Origin of the sequence: Bacillus sp. S3 (assembly GCF_005154805.1) — a bacterium.
Taxonomy (GTDB): Bacteria; Bacillota; Bacilli; order Bacillales; family Cytobacillaceae; genus Neobacillus.
On sequence record NZ_CP039727.1, the window covers coordinates 2,609,262 to 2,628,192 of the forward strand.

The 18,931-nt window shown below is 40.7% G+C and carries 18 protein-coding genes; 17 read left to right on the top strand and 1 reads right to left on the bottom strand.

What is annotated here, in order from left to right; genetic code table 11:
* The first annotated feature begins 126 nt into the window (after window positions 1-126).
* The 7 genes from FAY30_RS12510 (at window position 127) to uvsE (FAY30_RS12540) (ending at window position 5,310) form a co-directional block, all read left to right on the top strand.
* Window positions 127-684 (top strand): spore coat protein, encoded by a 558-nt coding sequence (locus tag FAY30_RS12510; protein WP_149870189.1) that lies wholly within the window; start codon window positions 127-129, stop codon window positions 682-684.
* A 98-nt stretch (window positions 685-782) separates the two neighbouring features.
* Complete coding sequence (locus FAY30_RS12515; protein ID WP_149870190.1) at window positions 783-956, top strand: asparagine synthase; 174 nt, start codon at window positions 783-785, stop codon at window positions 954-956.
* A 63-nt stretch (window positions 957-1,019) separates the two neighbouring features.
* Window positions 1,020-1,313, top strand: coding sequence for a DUF378 domain-containing protein (locus tag FAY30_RS12520; RefSeq protein WP_149870191.1), 294 nt, complete (start codon window positions 1,020-1,022; stop codon window positions 1,311-1,313).
* 235 nt (window positions 1,314-1,548) lie between these two features.
* Window positions 1,549-2,061: a DUF3231 family protein gene (locus FAY30_RS12525; protein WP_149872689.1), complete on the top strand. Its 513-nt coding sequence runs from the start codon at window positions 1,549-1,551 to the stop codon at window positions 2,059-2,061.
* 198 nt (window positions 2,062-2,259) lie between these two features.
* The gene (locus FAY30_RS12530; RefSeq protein WP_223820959.1) at window positions 2,260-3,300 is read left to right on the top strand and encodes a DUF3231 family protein; all 1,041 of its coding nucleotides are present in this window, start codon (window positions 2,260-2,262) and stop codon (window positions 3,298-3,300) included.
* A gap of 69 nt (window positions 3,301-3,369) precedes the next feature.
* A complete protein-coding gene (uvsE, locus tag FAY30_RS12535; protein ID WP_149870192.1) occupies window positions 3,370-4,314 on the top strand; it encodes a UV DNA damage repair endonuclease UvsE in 945 nt (314 codons plus the stop codon).
* 30 nt (window positions 4,315-4,344) lie between these two features.
* Window positions 4,345-5,310 carry a UV DNA damage repair endonuclease UvsE gene (gene uvsE, locus FAY30_RS12540; protein ID WP_149870193.1) on the top strand — a complete coding sequence of 322 codons (966 nt, stop codon included), beginning with the start codon at window positions 4,345-4,347 and terminating at the stop codon, window positions 5,308-5,310.
* A 114-nt stretch (window positions 5,311-5,424) separates the two neighbouring features.
* On the opposite strand, the gene FAY30_RS12545 is transcribed toward uvsE (FAY30_RS12540), so the two are convergent.
* Window positions 5,425-5,853: a YugN family protein gene (locus tag FAY30_RS12545; RefSeq protein WP_149870194.1), complete on the bottom strand. Its 429-nt coding sequence runs from the start codon at window positions 5,851-5,853 to the stop codon at window positions 5,425-5,427.
* 168 nt (window positions 5,854-6,021) lie between these two features.
* Between FAY30_RS12545 and FAY30_RS27165 the strand changes: the two genes are divergently transcribed.
* From FAY30_RS27165 to FAY30_RS12590, 10 genes are all read left to right on the top strand, one after another.
* The gene (locus FAY30_RS27165) at window positions 6,022-6,195 is read left to right on the top strand and encodes a hypothetical protein (protein ID WP_190284900.1); all 174 of its coding nucleotides are present in this window, start codon (window positions 6,022-6,024) and stop codon (window positions 6,193-6,195) included.
* A 72-nt stretch (window positions 6,196-6,267) separates the two neighbouring features.
* Window positions 6,268-6,513 carry a transcriptional regulator SplA domain-containing protein gene (locus tag FAY30_RS12550; RefSeq protein ID WP_149870195.1) on the top strand — a complete coding sequence of 82 codons (246 nt, stop codon included), beginning with the start codon at window positions 6,268-6,270 and terminating at the stop codon, window positions 6,511-6,513.
* A gap of 15 nt (window positions 6,514-6,528) precedes the next feature.
* Window positions 6,529-7,557, top strand: a complete 1,029-nt coding sequence (gene splB / locus FAY30_RS12555) for a spore photoproduct lyase (RefSeq protein ID WP_149870196.1) — start codon at window positions 6,529-6,531, stop codon at window positions 7,555-7,557.
* A gap of 365 nt (window positions 7,558-7,922) precedes the next feature.
* A complete protein-coding gene (locus FAY30_RS12560; protein ID WP_149870197.1) occupies window positions 7,923-9,623 on the top strand; it encodes a Na/Pi cotransporter family protein in 1,701 nt (566 codons plus the stop codon).
* 210 nt (window positions 9,624-9,833) lie between these two features.
* Window positions 9,834-10,565: a TerC family protein gene (locus FAY30_RS12565; protein ID WP_149870198.1), complete on the top strand. Its 732-nt coding sequence runs from the start codon at window positions 9,834-9,836 to the stop codon at window positions 10,563-10,565.
* Window positions 10,566-10,742: 177 nt separating this feature from the next.
* Window positions 10,743-11,678, top strand: a complete 936-nt coding sequence (locus tag FAY30_RS12570) for a transglutaminase domain-containing protein (protein WP_149870199.1) — start codon at window positions 10,743-10,745, stop codon at window positions 11,676-11,678.
* Between the two features lie 114 nt (window positions 11,679-11,792).
* Complete coding sequence (locus FAY30_RS12575; RefSeq protein WP_149870200.1) at window positions 11,793-12,926, top strand: glycerate kinase; 1,134 nt, start codon at window positions 11,793-11,795, stop codon at window positions 12,924-12,926.
* A gap of 54 nt (window positions 12,927-12,980) precedes the next feature.
* Complete coding sequence (locus tag FAY30_RS12580) at window positions 12,981-13,274, top strand: hypothetical protein (RefSeq protein ID WP_149870201.1); 294 nt, start codon at window positions 12,981-12,983, stop codon at window positions 13,272-13,274.
* Between the two features lie 16 nt (window positions 13,275-13,290).
* Complete coding sequence (locus FAY30_RS12585) at window positions 13,291-14,157, top strand: proline-specific peptidase family protein (RefSeq protein ID WP_149870202.1); 867 nt, start codon at window positions 13,291-13,293, stop codon at window positions 14,155-14,157.
* 449 nt (window positions 14,158-14,606) lie between these two features.
* Complete coding sequence (locus tag FAY30_RS12590) at window positions 14,607-18,923, top strand: S8 family peptidase (protein WP_149870203.1); 4,317 nt, start codon at window positions 14,607-14,609, stop codon at window positions 18,921-18,923.
* Window positions 18,924-18,931: the final 8 nt, after the last annotated feature.

Below are 18,931 nucleotides of genomic sequence, written 5' to 3' on the forward strand. Positions count from 1 at the left end.
ATCATTAACCGTTGTAACATTTTCGGGGAATATTTAAATGGAATATTGAAAATCATAAAGATTGGTCAGAACTTATCAGATAGTGAAAAATTGGCATGACTCTTAGATTTGATTGGAGGAAGAATTATGCAATTGGCAGGACATGAGTTCCATGAGTTAAGTGAATTAGTCATGAGTTGCTATAACACGATCACATGTATGTCTAGTTTTATTGAGCAAGCGCAGGATCCAGAACTTAAACAGCTATTACAGCTGCATTTTCCAAAGCACATAGCGGATTACAATTTGAAGGCCGAATTTTTGCAAAGCAATACAACACCGGATATTACAAAGTTTGTGCCAACTGTCCTGCATCCTAAATTAAGTTCCTATACACAGCCACCCGCACCAAACTTTCCTGCTGTAGAGGTTAGATTATATGCACAACAACACAATGACAGGGAAATTGCCACAAGTTACTTATTGAATCAAAAAGCTGCAGCAAAGGGCTATGCAGGAGCAGTATTAGAGTGTTCGAACCCCGATTTACGAACTTTTCTCGAAAATGCCTTTCTAAACAGCAGCCGTCATGCTTATGATATTTGGCAATATATGGTTGCGAAGGGGTATTATCCTTTAAGCCCTGCACCACAGGGAGATATCCAAGCAGTTGGAAATATCTTTCCGATCGTGAATAACCAATAAACTTTTCCCAAAATGTTAGGTAGAATATTTCTTTCTGCACAGGAAAAAATAAAAATAGGTGTTTAAACACCGACTAACGACGATGTGGGGGAATTGCGATGAATATTCGTGAAGGGTTAATTCCAACCGCCTTAGGGACTGCAGTAACTGCGACAGGTTATGCATTAAAGCAAAAACGCGGGTCGAATAAAATGGTAGCTAATACTGTTTTCGGTTTTGGTCTAGCACACGTGGTATTAGGAGTAATTGACCTTGTAGAACACCGCCGTTAGAAATGAAGGCGAGTACAGTCCGTACTCGTCTTTGAAAGAAGATAAAAAAGGAGGTGTAGAACCATGAGACTGATACACAAAATTGCCTTAGTTCTTGTGATAATAGGAGCAATCAATTGGGGATTAATTGGTTTATTTAGATTCGATTTAGTAGCTACTATTTTTGGCGGGCAAGGCGCCTTTTTATCAAGAGTAATCTATTCTCTTGTTGGATTAAGCGGGCTGATTTGTATAAGCCTATTATTTGTTCCAATGCGGAAGGAAGAGCATAAAGTAAATCGCCAAGGCACCAACAACTTAAATTATGCTACTGAATTCGGTGAGGAAACCGATTTATCCAAATTAAAAAAGGATTAAAAAAACACTTATGATGACATAGTCATCTAAGTGTTTTTTTATTGCTGTGGATTCGCAGTCTTCTCCTTATATGTTTAGATCTCTGTTTAGTGGTTAATCAACTTCGGCCTTTCTAAAATTAATAGAAGAAAATGTAAGTAATGATAAACGTTAGTGCAGGACAAAATACCATTGTGCTTTAGGAAAGGTGGCACTGTTTATGAATAAATTTACCTATACACTAAGGAGGGCAACGATGGGAATTTTAAGTGGAAATCCTATGGAAGAGCCTTTGCACTATGGTGAAGTTTTTGATCTTTGGGCCTCATTATTAGCGGGCAATGGTATGATTGCTGGGTATCAAACAATGATCAACCATGCAGGGGACGATGACTTGAAAAAGTTATTAGCAGAGGCAGTAGAATTATGCCAGCAGGAAAAGAAACAAGTGGAAGAACTATTAAAAGAGAATGGTGTAGGTTTACCTCCAGCGGCACCCGAGCCGCCTCAAGCATGTTTAGAGGATATCCCAGTTGGGGCTAGAATCCCTGACCCAGCTATCGCGGCAACACTCTCGGTTGATATCGCTGCTGGATTAGTGGCATTTAGTCAAGTGATGGGTAAATCAATCAGGGAAGATGTAGCCCTGATGTATGGCCAATTTCATCTTCAAAAAGCAGCACTTGGATTAAAGGTCCTTCGTTTAAATAAGGAAAAGGGCTGGTTGATTCCTCCTCCATTGCATCTTACCAAACATGGTGATTGTTAGATGGTAATATAAATAATCAACATAAACTAAGTTCCTAACACAAACATTAAACATTTAAGGAAAATGACTATCAAATGTAAGTTATATGATAGTCATTTTTTATTGTTTATCCCTATATAGGATTTAGCTTTTCCAAAGTTAGAATAGAAGAATTTTGCAATGGCAATCCTAAACTAAAATAGGATAAGGGGATTACTGATGGATATTATCAACCCAATGGATATCATGAAACCAATAAATTTAACTACACAGGAATTAGACGAATCTCATTCTTTAACATCAGTGGAAATGGGTAAACTTTGGGTTACATATGTTGGAAATAGTATGTCAAGTCAAATCTTAAGTTATTTTCTACAACATTGCGAGGACCAATATATTAGAACGCTATTGGAAAATGGCTTAGCCTTATCTAAGGACTTTATGCAGAGGGTAGAAGGTTTTTTTAAGAAAGTTGATTTCCCTACACCTTCAGGGTTTACGAATGATGACGTAAATCTTGGAGCCCCACGTTTATTTGAAGATGCGTTCTACGTGCATTATTTAAAATATGCGGCTAAGGCAGGACTTAGTATTTATGCAGTAGCGGTTCCATTAGTCATGAGGGAGGATATTAGGGAATTTTTTGTTTATTGCAATCAATGCACGACCATCCTGTTAGGGCAGATTAATAATGTTTTATTTGAAAAAAAGTTAATTGCCAAACCTCCTATTATCCCTATACCGGCTGGAAACGACTTTATTAAAAAGCAAAATTACCTAAATGGTTTTGTAGGCGATGTCAGAACATTACATGCCTTAGAAATTACCCACCTTTATGATAACATTGAAAATAACACGACAAGTAAGGCATTATTATTGGGATTTTATCAAACCGTTAAAGATGAAAAAATAAAGGCTTTGTTTAAACGGGGTTTGGATATGACTGATAAATCGGTAAAACAGTATATGGAAAAACTTCAAATAGAAAACCTGCATACTCCATCATATATAGACCATTTAGTTACAAATTCAACCTATCCTCCTTTTTCCGATAAAATAATGTTATTTCATAAAGTGGATATGTTCTCGATGAAGATCAGGTCGTTTGGAAATTCACTTGCGGTAAACGGAAGAAGAGATTTAGGGATGTTATATGGAAGAACTCTCATAAACATTGGCTTATTTGTCGATGACGGAGCTAATATCTTAATTGAAAAAGGATGGATGGAATCACCGCCCAAAGCATTTGCAAGAGATTAATTATTAGCCAGTTCATCTTGGGCGAGTTTTAAGGATTTCTTATATTGAATCTATATAAGGGGAACGATGATGAAGATTCGTTTTGGATATGTGGCAAATGCACTAGGTTTATGGGATGCCAGCCCTTCGAAAGCTTTAACCTTTGCTCGATATTCAGCACTTCCCAAACACGAGCGAATGGAGAAACTCAAAGAAGTGACGGCGCAGAATTTACTTCATACAAAAAGAATTTTGTATTATAATTTCGCGCACGAAATTAAACTATATCGGTTTTCAAGCTCACTTGTCCCCTTAGCCACCCATCCGGAGGTGATGTGGGATTTCGTTACCCCTTTCAAAAATGAATGGGAGGAACTTGGACAATTGGTCAACCAATTTCAACTACGGCCAAGCTTCCATCCCAATCAGTTTACACTTTTCACGAGTCCACGCACAGAAGTGACCGTCAATGCGGTGAAAGATATGGAATATCATTTTAGGATGCTCGAAGCTATGAAGGTTCAGGATAGAGGCATTATCAATATTCATATTGGCGGCGCTTATGGGGATAAACAAACGTCAATCAAACGATTTCATCAAAATATAAAAAAATTACCAAGCGATATTAAAAAGCAGATGACACTCGAGAATGATGATAAGACCTATGATGTTGAAGAAACACTGGTTACTTGTGAAAAAGAAAAGATCCCGATGATTCTTGATTACCACCACTATATGGCGAATAAAGGGGAAGTTGACCTTTCGCTTTTTTTACCACGAATCTTTAGCACATGGAATACGACTCCAAAAGTTCATATTTCTTCGCCAAAGTCAGATCAAGCCTATCGTTCACATGCAGATTATGTCTCCATTGACTTTATTCTGCCTTTTTTAAAAATGGCAAAAGGATTTAATCAAGACTTTGATATTATGATCGAAGCAAAGCAAAAGAACCTGGCGATGTTGCAACTTATTGAAGAAATCGCTTCGATTCGGGGAGTCAAGCGTCTTTCTGGCGGTGAAGTGGAATGGTGAAAAAGAAGGGCAGGGGAATGAGGTGAAAATATGACGATTATACGTTTAGGATATGTAGCCATGAGTATGGAATTAAAAAACGCATCCCCCTCCCAAACAATGACCTTTGCACAATTCCAGAAAATTACTGACCGTGAAGCTGCCATTCGGAAACTAGAACGGATCTCGCTGTCGAATGTAGAACATACACTCAGAATTTTAAAGCATAATGCCGCATCAGATATTCATTTTTACCGGCTCACTTCGCGTCTAATCCCTTTGGCGAATCATGATGAGCTTTCTGATTGGAATTATATGAAACCATTGCAAAAACAGCTGCGTATGCTTGGTAATTTTGCCAAAGACCACGGAATTAGGATTGACTTTCACCCAGATCACTTTGTTCTTATTAATTCGATGAAGAAAGAAATATTAAATAATTCCATTCAGACTTTAAAAATGCATTATTTACTTTTAAAGGGGATGGGGATTGATCCTGCCCACAGATGTGTGATGCATGTTGGCGGAAATTATAAAGATACAGAAACTTCCCTCGAACGGTTTATCGAAAATTGGATGGTTGTCCCAAGATCGATTCAAAAAATGATTATGCTTGAAAATGACGATACCTCATTCACATTAGAGGATACTCTTTACTTATGTGAGAAACTGGACATTCCCCTTGTATTTGATTATCATCATCACCTTGCCCACCATCGTAATGCCCATTGGGAAGAACACTGGGACCGGGTCATCCAAACTTGGAGGAATTCATCGTTACCGATGAAAATGCATATTTCAAGTCCGAAAAGTCTAAAAGAATTCCGCCATCATGCGGATTATATTGATTTGGATTTGTTCATTCATTTTCTAAAAGAAATTAAGGGAAGTATTCCTCAGATCGATTGCATGATTGAGGCAAAAAGAAAAGACGAAGCCCTGTTTCAATTAATGAAAGAGATTAAATCGAGGGATGATGTGGAAGTTATTGATGGTTCTTCGTTTTACTTAAGATGATACGAAGTGTCACGAGGTATTTTAGTGGCTGTAGTAAAAGAATGTTAAGCACCTGAATGGTCTAATTCAGGCGCTTTTCTTTTTATTGGATATCCTTTTTTTGATCTGGAAGTATTAGGAGACTAATAACCCATTGATCGAACCCAACACTTGTTGGACTGCTTCTTTACCTGCTTTCTCCCATCTGCTTTTATCATAGATGTAGCCGTCTTTATCTAATGGGGTCTGAAATTGATCAAGCCCGGTAGTGCCGGTGATGAATGCATTTTCATCGTGATCTAATCCAATATTGACGACATGTTTGATGACAAAAGGGGTTCCAAATTCAATCAATGCACCGGAGTGGTCTAAGGCCCCATCCAAGACATAGATAGGGACCCTTAGATAAATAGATTCTCCGCCATCACGGTATAACAATGCATCGAATTTCCCTTGGTCATAATCAAAATTACTGCAAAAACTGCAGCCATAAGAATGAAAAATATCGCGAACTGCTCCAAAGTAGGCCCTTTTTCCTTCAATTTCTGTTTGTAACTTAATCATCTTTTCATCACTCCTGTAGTAGAAAGGTTTGTTACTATTCTTAACCAGGAGTTGAATAAAATACCTATTTTTCAAAGAGAAATTGGTATTTTATTATCTCGATTTTTATGATTCTTCGAATAACTTCAGGGATGTAACAAATCCTAATGAATAAAGGAGGTGCTTACATTGCCAAATCAAGAACAGACTAATCGCGAGATGCAAAAAGGGCAATCCGCTCATCAATCCGGTTCAGGTTCAAGGTACCATGAGGAACATGCAGGGAAGGTTACAGGTTACGGACAACCAGATGTTACGGCTGAGGAGCTAACCAATAAATCTGAAGACAGACCCTCTAATTAAAGAATTTTTACGCCGGTGTCAGCGGCGTTTTTTTCAGTTGTAAAAAATTTGATATTATGGACGGTGAAGATAATGGAAGTAAATCAGGAGAATACCTCCTATAATCTAGGTGACATTGTCTACGTCTTTTATCGTAATCCTCATACTCAGGACGTGGCTAATGTGCAGGAAGCGGCCGTTGTGAATAATCCAGAGAATCCTGGTGAACTGGCTATATTTCTATATGAAACCTATTATCCATTAACAACTGAAATGGCTGTGTACACTAGTGAGTCTGATGCGATGCTGGCTTACGAACAGTATTTTGGATTTGAATAGAATGGGGATTGTGTGATGAATAAACCGTTTACACCTCAACTCGTATACTTCGAACCTAAAGCATTAGAGTATCCCCTTGGGCAGGAATTGAAAGAAAAGTTTGAAAAAATGGATGTAGAAATTCGCTATACCACCTCTCATAATCAGGTAAGAAACCTTCCAGGCGATACTGATTTTCAGAGGTACCGGATTGCTAAATCTACATTAGTAGTGGGCATAAGAAAAACGCTTAAGTTTGATACGTCCAAACCTTCAGCTGAATATGCCATCCCATTTGCAACAGGCTGCATGGGCCATTGCCATTATTGTTATTTGCAAACGACGATGGGGTCGAAGCCTTACATTCGTACATATGTCAATGTCGATGAAATTTTAGAGGCGGCAGATCGTTATATGGAAGAACGAGCACCGGAAATCACACGGTTTGAAGCTTCTTGTACCTCTGACATAGTCGGTCTCGATCATCTAACACATACCTTAAAGCGAGCGATCGAGCATTTTGGGAAATCAGAGCTTGGCAAGTTGCGCTTCGTCACAAAATTTCATTATGTCGATCATTTATTGGATGCAAAACATAATGGAAAAACGAGATTTCGTTTCAGTGTAAATGCCGATTATGTGATTAAAAATTTCGAACCTGGTACTTCTCCATTAGCAAAGCGGATTGAGGCAGCTGGGAAAGTAGCCAGAGCAGGCTATCCTCTTGGGTTCATCGTGGCACCCATCTATTTGCATGAAGGCTGGGAAGAAGGATACTATCATATGTTTGAGCGTCTAGATGCTGAATTGCCAATGGATGCAAGGGATGATATCACATTTGAGTTCATTCAACATCGGTTCACAAAACCAGCAAAGCGAGTAATTGAAAAAAATTATCCAATGACCAAATTAGAATTGGATGAGACAGCGAGAAGGTATAAATGGGGAAAATATGGGATTGGTAAATATATTTATCAAAAAGAGGAAGAAGAGGATATAAAAAGTCATTTATACTCCTACATGGAAAAGTTTTTCCCAAATGCTAAACTGGAATACTTCACCTGAAATGAGATTAAAGTCAAACACACGATCTTTCATTCGAAAATTGTGTGTTTTTATTTGTCCATTTAGGATCAAAACAGCCGGTCAAATCGCTAAAAATGTCTTTAATAAGCCGTCTTAAGGACAAAACACCCGGACAAATCGCTAAAAATGTCTAAGGAGACATCTAAAAGACAAGATTTCCTCCATAATCAAAAAAGTGTACACAGTACGTTAGTGCTTACCCTTTTTCGTGTCTGTCCTTTACCGTTGAATTGTAAATTCTGTGTAAATTTAATGTAAATTCTCTTCATGAAAGGTTTACAGTTTGTTCACAATCGAATAATTTGGGAGTATACAAGTTTGTCGAAATGAAGGAGCTGAATTTTTTGGAGTTTAACATTCAAGAAATGATCTTCACCTTTATTGGTGGGTTAGGAATTTTTCTATTTGGAATTAAATATATGGGGGACGGCCTTCAGAAATCGGCGGGCGACCGTTTAAGAGATATTCTTGACCGATTTACATCTAACCCGCTAAAGGGTGTGCTGGCGGGGATTATTGTTACCGCCATGATTCAGTCCAGCTCAGGAACAACTGCGTTGACAGTCGGACTCGTTAGTGCCGGTTTTATGACACTAAGACAAGCCATCGGTGTCATTATGGGTGCGAACATTGGAACCACCGTAACAGCCTTTATCATCGGAATTGAAATCGATGAATATGCCTTGCCAATAATTGCTGCAGGGGCTGTCGCACTATTTTTCTTTAAAAATCAGAAAATCCAATCTATCGGTCAAATCATCTTTGGTTTTGGTTCATTATTTTATGGCTTGGACTTAATGAGCACTGGGATGAAGCCATTACGATCGCTGGAAGCCTTTCAGACATTAACGGTCAGCATGAGTGACAATCCCTTTCTCGGGGTCATTGTCGGGACAATTTTCACTGTTGTGGTTCAAAGCTCCAGCGCGACGATTGGTATTTTACAAGAATTATATGGCCAAGGAGCAATCAACTTAAACGCTGCGTTACCGGTGTTATTCGGTGATAATATTGGTACCACGATTACAGCCATTTTAGCGAGTATTGGTACTTCGATTGCCGCTAGACGCGCAGCACTTGTCCATGTCATGTTTAACGTTATTGGCACCGTCATATTTTTGATTTTCCTAGTGCCATATACAAAGCTGATTGGCTTCATGCAAACATCTCTTAGTCTTAACCCAGAAATGACGATTGCTTTTTCACATGGGATGTTTAACGTCACCAATACGATTATTCAATTCCCGTTTATTGCCGTATTGGCCTGGATTGTGACCAAACTGGTAAAGGGAGAAGACACCTTTATTAACGTCAAACCACAGCATTTAAATCCGATTTTTATTGAACAGTCTCCTTCGCTTGCCTTAAGCCAAGCGAAAGAAGAAGTGGTCCGGATGGCGGAGTTTTCTCTTAAGGGGCTACAGGAAGCAAGTTCATATTTACAGACAAAGCAAAGGAAGCATGCGGATATTGCCGTAAAACTAGAAGAAGCGATTGATAATTTAGATATACAAATTACAAATTATTTGGTAGATCTCTCAGCAAAGCCACTTTCTGGTATGGATTCGCATAAACATTCGATGTTATTAGATTCTGTTCGCGATATCGAGCGCATTGGGGACCATGTGGAAAATATAATTGAAGTGGTGGATTACCAAATGGCCAATCGCGTTAAGCTATCAATGGAAGCTAAAGTTGAATTAAAAGCAATGATTTCATTAACTGTTGCCACTTTAACGGATGTGATAGGCGCCCTAAAAGATTCCGATGCCGACTTAGCCCGTCATGTCCTTTCAAAAGAAGTTCAAATTGACTCTATGGAACGGCAGCTTCGGAAAAAGCATATTATGCGATTGAATGAACGGATTTGCAGTCCTGATGGCGGGACCGCATTCGCAGATCTCGTGACCAATCTCGAACGAATCGGCGATCATTCCGCGAATATTGCTGAGGCCGTCCTGGAGGAAGTAGGTATAATGTCGAATCGTTCAACCGTTAAAGTGAAGCCTTTGAATCTCGGAAATCCGTTGCAAAATGAACTATAAAGGAAAAAACTCCCCAATACTCGGTAATTGGGGAGTTTTTTTAATCATATAGAGAACCTCGACTTTTTTAAAGGATGATTTTTCACATATATTTATAAGTCCAACATACATTTAATGTAGAGCAGTCAATTCAAAGGGATAACAGATAGTACAAGCCAATCGTTCATAAAAGAAATTGCTTGGCTGATTTCTGAAAGGAGAAAACTGCAGATGGAACTCCTCCATGAAATAATAAATACGTATAGTACATTTCTTTCATTAGAAACCTTTGAGAATGTCGTTTCGGACCCGGCCAACTGGGGAATAATTGGAACCCTAATAATTCTCGAAGGATTATTATCCGCTGATAATGCCCTTGTTCTGGCGGTGATGGTCAAGCATTTGCCGACTGAACAACGGAAAAAAGCCCTATTCTATGGAATTTTTGGTGCCTATTTTTTCCGCATTGTGGCTATTGGATTAGGAGTTTCATTAATCAATATACCTTGGATCAAAATTGTTTGCGGACACTATCTTCTATTTATTGTTTTCCAAAACTTTATTAAAAATAATCAAGAAGATGATGACGTTCAAAATAAGAAAATGGGATTCTGGCGCACTGTTTTGACTGTTGAACTCATGGACATTGCTTTCAGTTTTGATAGTGTCATCGCCGCATTTGGTGTTTCCAATCAAGTATGGGTATTATTCTTGGGGGGCGTGTTAGGAATCTTAATGATGCGCGGTGTCGCCCAATTATTCCTGGCACTGATTGAAAAAGTACCTGAATTTGAAACCACCGCATTTATTCTAATCGGTGTAATTGGCGTAAAAATGATCATCGCTGCATTCAGCATCCATATAGATGAAGTAGTATTCTTTAGTCTTTTAATTGCTGTATTTTTGGGAACCTTCATCATCCATATGTTCAGGAAAAATTCAGGGGATGAAAAAACATTTTAATCGTTTTTTGGGGATGAAATCAATTAGATTTCATCCTTTTGATTTTATAAAATACCGATAAATATAGTAGAATGAAAACAAAGCATAGTAGGAAACTTTCTGGTTTTGGAGCTTAGGAATGAGGTGTGAGCCGTTTTGAAAAAACTATTTTTTCTTTTCATATGTTTGTGTGCATTTATGTTTCTTTCAGAAAAAAATATGCTTCCTTCTATTGAACAAATAAAAAGCCTAGTAAAGTTGAATAGTTATCAACCATCTAACCAGGAGAATCAAGAGATTGAAACCAGGGAAGCAATTGTGAATCAGAAAGACCCAGCTGAAGCGGGACAAGTATCATCTAAAGGTACCTATCCCCCAACTGAAATCCAAACCTACCAGGTAACAGTAGAAAACGGAAAGCTTGTTGTAACGGGAAAACCTACGGAATATGGGAAATATAATGATTCAGATGGTGTCATTTTGTATATTCAAGAAGTGCGGGCACATAAGAATACGACTCTAAAGGTTCCTTTTACCGAGGGGAAGATTAATTATTCCTATCCATTAACCTATACTGTGGGAGATGTGATTCTTAATCTTGATGAATATTACAATGGCAAGGAAAATGATCCCAATAAGGTACTGGGATATGCCCAATATACCTTGAAAGATGGTGATCCTTATTTGGCGCCAAGTTATATGGTGCAGAGCAATGATCCTGCTATTGTGGCCCTTGCCGAAAATATAACAAATGGAAAGCAGTCTGACGTAGATAAATCTCGGGCAATTTTTCAGTGGGTCGCACAAAACATTGCCTATAACGCACCGCTTGTGAATGCAGCCAATCCACCAATCTATTCTGCAGTCCAAACCTTTCAATCTCGTAAGGTTCTTTGCACCGGTTATGCACACTTAAGTGCTGCCTTGCATCGAGCTGTCGGAATTGAAGCGAAAATTGCATACGGAGAAAACCATGCTTGGAATGAAATTTTGTTGAATGGTGCATGGCAGTCTGAAGATCCGACCTATGGCTCCGGATATATTAATGCTAATACCAATAAATTCGTACGAAGCTATCAACCGGCATATTTTTCGAAAACAGATAAAAACAAGGAAGGCGAGTATCCGTGGTAAAGAGAGAAATTACACGTTTGGCTAATGAAAACGATTAGAATAACGCTCAAATCTAGCTTTCAGTATTGATTTCACTTTTTTGAAAATTAATAGAATATACAGGAGAGTAATATCATGAAAATAGTCATTGCTCCGGATTCTTTTAAGGAGAGTTTGTCTGCGCTGGAGGTGGCTGAGGCGATCGAAAAAGGCTTCAAACGCCATTTCTCTGATGCGCAGTTCATAAAGGTTCCTATGGCCGATGGCGGTGAAGGAACGGTTCAGTCTCTCGTTGATGCAACTGGCGGTGAAATCATTCGAAAAACGGTAACTGGCCCGCTGGGTGAATCAGTAGAAGCCTTTTTTGGGCTTCTTGGTCACAAAACGACTGCTGTTATTGAGATGGCGGCAGCTTCAGGTCTGCATCTTGTTCCTGTTGAAAAACGCAACCCGTTGATTACCACAACTAGAGGGACAGGAGAATTGATCAAGGCTGCCCTTGATTTAGGCGTGGATCATATCATCATTGGCATCGGAGGCAGTGCGACGAATGACGGAGGTGCAGGAATGGCCAAAGCCCTTGGCGTTCGCTTTCTCGATATAGAAGGTCATGAAATTGGTGAAGGAGGCGGGGCTCTTGGGTCTATAGCTTCTATCGAACTAGCTGACTTGGATTCCCGCCTCCAGAATGTGAAAATCGAAGTGGCCTGTGATGTCGACAATCCTTTGATTGGAGAAAGGGGAGCCGCCGCTATTTTTGGACCGCAAAAAGGAGCAACACCAGAAATGGTCGCTCAATTGGATCGCAATCTTGGCCAATATGCCGCGATTATTGATCGTGATCTCGGTAAAAAGATTATAGATGTTTCGGGTGCCGGTGCTGCCGGCGGGCTTGGTGGCGGCCTGCTTGCTTTCTTATCGGCAGAGCTCAAGCGCGGTGTTGAGATTGTCATTGATGCCACCGGGCTTACTTCATTGGTTCGGGATGCCGATTTGGTTATTACCGGTGAAGGAAAGATTGACGGACAGACGATTTTTGGCAAGACACCAATTGGTGTAGCGAAAACGGCTAAAAAGTTCGCCGTGCCTGTTGTTGCAATAGCAGGGAACGTTGCAGATGACGCCAGTATTGTCCATGACTATGGAATTGATGCGGTTTTTAGTATTGTTCCGGGTGTTGTGATGGTAGAGGATGCCTTTAGGCATGCAGCGGAATATGTCGAAAGGACCTCTGGCAATATTGCTGCGGTTTGGAAGCTTAAAAGATAAAAAAGTAAACCTGACCCATAGGTAAAATCTATTTAGTGTTAGTGAGGAACATGTATGGAAATGCTTGGCTATTTAATTGAAACTCTATTTTTGCTGGTACTTTTTGTCGGAATTGGACTGATATTTGGTATAATTGGCTGGAAAAAGAAACAATACGCTAAAATGTATGGTGGATTCGGTCATTTTTTCGGTGTTATTATCAGCTGGATATTGAGTGTCCTTGTAAGTTTGGATGATCCTAGTAAGGGAATTGCCATTATGGTTCTCTATCCGCTATTTTCTATCGGAGGCTGGTTAATAGGTTTGTACTTTGGGAAAGAAAAGGATAAGCGCAACAGGGATAAATAGTAAGGGGGAAATAAAATTGCATACTGAAGGATTTATCGATGTTACCGGTGGAAGGGTTTCCTATCACAAGTTTGATGAAAATGGCGGAGGTACGCCGGTTATTGTTTTACACGGCGGGCCGGGGTCTTCGTGTTATTCTCTGCTTGGTTTAAAGGCGCTTGCAAAGGATCGGCCAGTGATTTTATATGATCAATTAGGATGCGGAAAGTCCGATCGGCCAACGGACACGACGTTATGGCGCCTCGATCGTTTTGTAGAAGAATTAGTGCAAATTAGACAGGCACTTAACCTTGATGAAGTACATATTCTCGGTCACTCCTGGGGAACTACGCTCGCAGCCGCTTATTGCTTAACGAACCCACGCGGTGTGAAGAGTGTGATTTTTTCAAGTCCATGCCTCAGCGCTCCATTATGGGAACAGGACCAAAAACGAAATCTAAAGAAATTGCCGCTTGATGTGCAGGAAACCATCAAACGGTGTGAAGAAAATGGCACGACCGATTCAGAAGAATTTGCAGCAGCCATAGAGATATTTGGAAAGCATTTTGTCAATCGGCTTGAGAAGCAGCCGGAATGGCTGGAACAAAAACCACCAGGATATCGGAACGCTGATATTTACAATATAATGTGGGGACCGTCTGAATTTACAGTGCTCGGCAATTTGAAAAATTTTGATTGCACCACACAATTAAAAGAAATTACCTGCCCAACTCTATATACGTGCGGGCGTTTTGACGAAGCAACACCGGAAACAACGGAGTATTATAGCAGCCTGACGCCGGAGTCGAAATTCCATGTTTTTGAAAAAAGCGCGCACATGCCATACATTGAAGAGCCGGATGAGTATATAATGGCAATTGGAAATTTTCTTAAATCAATTTAATACCTTTTTAGTCCTAAACGATTAAAGGAGTGCAGCTGAATTCTATCAAGCAGCACTCCTTTTTTTAGATAAAAATGGGAAAATAAAACTATTCCTCCACCAATTGTGAATAATTGGCTAATTATTCACTCCAATTACACTAGGAGTAAAGAATTATTTTTGGAAGATATAGGAATCTAACCCTATGAAAAAAGTAAAAAAATAGTTATAAAGATATATTTTTAAAATAAAACAAGCGCTGTCTACATGTATATGGGCTAATTTTCCATTTTTCCCAACAGCAACCAAACTATCATTTTCTGAATACTCAATTTCGCTTGTCAATGTTCGACACAAATCCAAGCTGTAAACAGCTATTTTTAAAGTAGCACCTAGTTTTTGACATATAGTGTGCGAGGAAAGGAGGGTAGTAGTTTTATTGGAAAGGAAAATACTTAGGGGGTAAGAGGATGAAGAAAAAGAAAAAACGATTGTTATCTACTCTATTAACCGCCGTCTTAGTTGTACCATTGCTCCTGCAGCCGCAAATGAGTGTAAATGCTGCGACGAAAGGAGTGAGTACTTCAGCGAAAGATCAGCTGCCAGCACCTAAGCAAAAAGTAACGAAATCGCTCTACAAACAGTTTGATGATCAGGATAAAGTCACATTCCTCATCAAAATGAAAGAACAAGTGGATTCGGCAAAAGTTGCCAAGAATGCGGAAGATAAAGCAAAGGTTCAGAAGGCTACACCAGCGAAAACAAAATCATTAAAGCGAAACACAATTGTATCCGAATTAAAAGCGACTGCACAAGAAACACAATCAGACGTGTTAGCATTTTTACAGGAACAAGAAAAAGCCGGTAAGGCAAAAGATGTTCATTCCTACTACATCGTGAATGCAATTGCTGTTACAGCTACCGAAGAGGTAATGGAAAAAGCAGCAGCATTCGCAGAGGTTGAAAAAATCCTTCCGAACGAAACAAGACAATTGTTTGTCCCGGAAAAATCTACGGCAACAGCTGTTCAAGAACCAGCAGCCGAAACGACAGCGATTGAATGGAATATTGATCGTGTCGGAGCACCGGCAGTTTGGGAGATGGGGATTGATGGCAGCGGCGTTGTCATCGGTTCAATCGATACAGGTGTTCAATGGGATCATCCAGCATTAAAGGAAAAATACCGCGGTTATAATCAGGCTACAGGTCAAACGGATCATACGTATAGTTGGCTGGACGCCGTTCGCGGGCAAGCAACGCCATATGATGACCATGGACATGGTACACATACAACAGGGACAATGGTCGGTTCAGAGCCAAATGGTTCGAATGTAATCGGAGTCGCTCCAGGTGCAAAGTGGATTGCAGTAAAAGCGTTCACAGCCGCAGGGGGCACAGATGCTGATTTATTAGAAGCAGGTGAATGGATGATCGCCCCTGGTGGCAATCCAGATAAGGCACCTGATGTCATCAATAATTCATGGGGCGGTGGTCCTGGGCTTGACGAGTGGTATCGGCCGATGGTTCAAGCATGGAAAGCAGCAGAAATCTTCCCGGAATTCTCTGCAGGAAATACAACGTTAAGTAACCCTGGCGGTCCCGGGTCCGTTGCCAATCCGGCTAACTATCCAGAGTCATTCGCTACAGGGGCAACTGATGTCAATAACAAACTAGGAAGTTTTTCTTTACTTGGACCTTCTCCATATGCAGAAATTAAACCTGAGATTGCAGCGCCTGGTGTCAATATTCGTTCAGCAGTTCCTGGCAGCAGTTATGAAGGCGGATGGAATGGAACGTCAATGGCTGGCCCGCATGTTTCAGCAGCGATTGCTTTAATTAAGCAGGCTAATTCAAACTTAACCGTCGATCAATTAGAACAAATTTTACAAACAACTGCTATTCCGTTAACAGACAATACGTACCCGAACTCACCGAACAACGGATATGGTTCAGGTTTATTGAATGTCTTTGATGCTGTTTCTTCCGTTGTTTCTGGCTTAGGAAAATTGAAGGGCCAGGTAACGAAAGATGGAGACGACAGTGAAGCACCGGTGTTAACGCATTCCCAACCTGCCACGGTTTTTGCAGGAATGCCGCTAACGTTAGAAGCTTCAGCTGCCGACAATATTAGTGTAACAGATGTATCGCTTCAATATCAAAAACAAGATGGATCATGGGCAACCGTTGCCGCACAGCGCACAAGCGGTGATTATAAAAATGGCACGTACAGTGTGACAATTCCTGGGCAAGAGATTTCCGGTACAACCTTTGCCTATAAGTGGAAAGCTCTTGATTTCGGCGGCAATGAATCGGTGAGTGAACATTCGATCACGGTTCTTCCTGGCATTACAGTAGGCTACGCTGCGGATTTCGAAAGCAATCCTGATGGCTGGACTTCTTATGGAGCCAATGATTCCTGGCAATGGGGTGTCCCAACGACAGGACCAGGGTCCGCTTTTTCCGGAGAGAAAGTATATGCGACAAATTTAACTGGGCCATATGCGAGCAAAGCAAACGCTTCATTACAAATGCCACCAATTGATTTGCCGGAAGGAAACAGCTATCTCCAATTTAAACAATGGTATGAGCTTGAAAGAAACTATGATTTCGGGCATGTATTTGTTTCAACAGATGGTGTGAACTGGGTGCAAAAGCTTCGCGTCAATAACCTGTCAAATGGCTGGATTGACGGTGAAGTCGATTTAAGTGAATATGCAGGACAAAGAATCTATGTCGCTTTCAACATCACTACAGATGGCAGTGTAACGAAGCAAGGCTGGTATTTAGATGATGTCCGCCTGACGAATGCACCACTTGCCGCACCACAGAAAGCAGAATTGGGTGATTCCTCTGACAAAGAAGAGTCTGCTTCGGATTCTGTCAAAAAAGAAAAGATTAATCCGGATCAGATTGCCATCACGATGCCAGAGGTGAAAAAGGAGGCCGCCAAAGAAAAGGCTGCGCCAATGCTTTTACCAATGCAGGCACAAGTAACGGTTATTGAATCCGGACGTTCGGTCAACACCAATCCGGCAAATGGCAGCTTTGAGATGACCCATGCGTCAGGGACGTTTACTGTGATTGCAGAAGCGTATGGCTATCAATCGCAAACCAAATCAGTAACAATCGAACAAGACGGAGAAGCAGCTGCAAACTTTACCCTTCAGGAATTAGCAAAGGGGACGGTTTCCGGGACGATTACGAATCAAGCATCAGGACAGCCAGTTGCAGGGGCAACTGTATATATAATCGAAGATGCGGCCGTACAACCTGTCCAAACGGATGCAAACGGACATTTTTCAATTACGGCTTATGAAGGGGATTATACGCTTAAAGTTATTGCCCCGCATTATTACAGTCAAGAAGTGGCCATTAAATTAAAAGGGAATATGGAGCAGAATTTTGATATCAAGCCTTTCATCGGTTTCCCAAGTGAAATCGGTTATGACGATGGCACAGCTGAAAATGCACGGGCCTTTTACGATGCCGGAAATGGCTGGGCGGTCAAAATGTCATTAGCAAAAGGCCACAAAAAAGCATTAGTGACGGGCGGATTGTTCCGTTTCTGGACATCGGAGTGGCCAGTTCCAGGCGGCACTGCCTTCAAAGTAGCCGTATATGACGCAACAGGCGTTGATGGTGCACCTGGTAAAAAACTTGCCGGCCCAATTGATGCGACAGCCCTTCGAAATGGGCAGTGGACACAGGTAGATTTAAGCAGCCACGGGATTCTTGTGGAAGGCGATTTCTATTTGGTTTACATCCAGGCAGATGTCAATACGAAATCACCTGGTTTGGCAACAGATGAAAATGGGACAAATGCGAAGCGCAGCTGGCAGTTGGTTGGCGGTGCATGGTCACCATCTCCGGAGGACGAAGGGAACTATATGATTCGTGCTGTGGTGGATTATGAAGTAACGGCACCAACGATCACCTCTCCTATCGATGGAACATTCACGAATGTTGAAACGGTAAACGTAAAGGGTGAAGCTGCACCAACGACAAAGGTTCATATTTTTAATAAAGGCAAAGAAGTTGCAACAGTTGATACAAAGAATGATGGCACCTATGCTGTTGACGTGAAGCTGGCGAAGGGTGAAAACCAATTAACGGCAAAAGCTTCGACATCACAAGGGATGACAGATGCATCCGCACCTGTAAAGGTCATTTTCGATGCTGATGCACCGGAATTAACAATTGGAGCTCCGACTGACGGAAGTAAAATAAATAAAGAAACCGTAACAGTTAGCGGAACAGTGGCAGATGACTACTTGAATTTCGTGCTGGTCAATGGCACGACAGCGAAAGTAGAGAATGGCAAATATTCCGCAAGAATTATGCTTGATGAAGGAAAAAATGCAATTAAAGTCACGGCCAAGGATCAGGCAGGAAACACAACCGAAAAATCAGTTAACGTGGATGTGGATTATACAGCCCCATTGATTTCAAATGTGAAGCCAGATGTTGATAAAACCTTGAAGAAAGGCGAAAGCGTAAAAATTGAGTTCAAAAGTGAGCCTGGCTTGAAGACATCTTTCTCTATTCATATGCCGCTGACACAAATGAATTCAACACTAGCAGCAAATGCAACAGAGCTTCCAATGATGGAAGTATCACCGGGTAATTATGTTGGCTACTATACGGCTACGAAAGACATGGTTGCTGATGGTGCCGTGATTGAAGTGAAGGCAGTTGATTCCTTTAATAACGAATCAAGGCAAACAGCTGACGGAAAACTGTATATTAATGTTAAGAACAATGGCAAAGGAAAAGGTAATGGGAAATAAAATATGAA

Bases quoted from the DNA above. Each gene is read 5' to 3' on its own strand.
- FAY30_RS12510 (WP_149870189.1), top strand. From the start codon at position 127: ATGCAATTGGCAGGACATGAGTTCCATGAGTTAAGTGAATTAGTCATG.
- FAY30_RS12515 (WP_149870190.1), top strand. From the start codon at position 783: ATGAATATTCGTGAAGGGTTAATTCCAACCGCCTTAGGGACTGCAGTA.
- FAY30_RS12520 (WP_149870191.1), top strand. From the start codon at position 1,020: ATGAGACTGATACACAAAATTGCCTTAGTTCTTGTGATAATAGGAGCA.
- FAY30_RS12525 (WP_149872689.1), top strand. From the start codon at position 1,549: ATGGGAATTTTAAGTGGAAATCCTATGGAAGAGCCTTTGCACTATGGT.
- FAY30_RS12530 (WP_223820959.1), top strand. From the start codon at position 2,260: ATGGATATTATCAACCCAATGGATATCATGAAACCAATAAATTTAACT.
- uvsE (WP_149870192.1), top strand. From the start codon at position 3,370: ATGAAGATTCGTTTTGGATATGTGGCAAATGCACTAGGTTTATGGGAT.
- uvsE (WP_149870193.1), top strand. From the start codon at position 4,345: ATGACGATTATACGTTTAGGATATGTAGCCATGAGTATGGAATTAAAA.
- FAY30_RS12545 (WP_149870194.1), bottom strand. From the start codon at position 5,853: ATGATTAAGTTACAAACAGAAATTGAAGGAAAAAGGGCCTACTTTGGA.
- FAY30_RS12550 (WP_149870195.1), top strand. From the start codon at position 6,268: ATGGAAGTAAATCAGGAGAATACCTCCTATAATCTAGGTGACATTGTC.
- splB (WP_149870196.1), top strand. From the start codon at position 6,529: ATGAATAAACCGTTTACACCTCAACTCGTATACTTCGAACCTAAAGCA.
- FAY30_RS12565 (WP_149870198.1), top strand. From the start codon at position 9,834: ATGGAACTCCTCCATGAAATAATAAATACGTATAGTACATTTCTTTCA.
- FAY30_RS12570 (WP_149870199.1), top strand. From the start codon at position 10,743: ATGTTTCTTTCAGAAAAAAATATGCTTCCTTCTATTGAACAAATAAAA.
- FAY30_RS12575 (WP_149870200.1), top strand. From the start codon at position 11,793: ATGAAAATAGTCATTGCTCCGGATTCTTTTAAGGAGAGTTTGTCTGCG.
- FAY30_RS12580 (WP_149870201.1), top strand. From the start codon at position 12,981: ATGGAAATGCTTGGCTATTTAATTGAAACTCTATTTTTGCTGGTACTT.
- FAY30_RS12590 (WP_149870203.1), top strand. From the start codon at position 14,607: ATGAAGAAAAAGAAAAAACGATTGTTATCTACTCTATTAACCGCCGTC.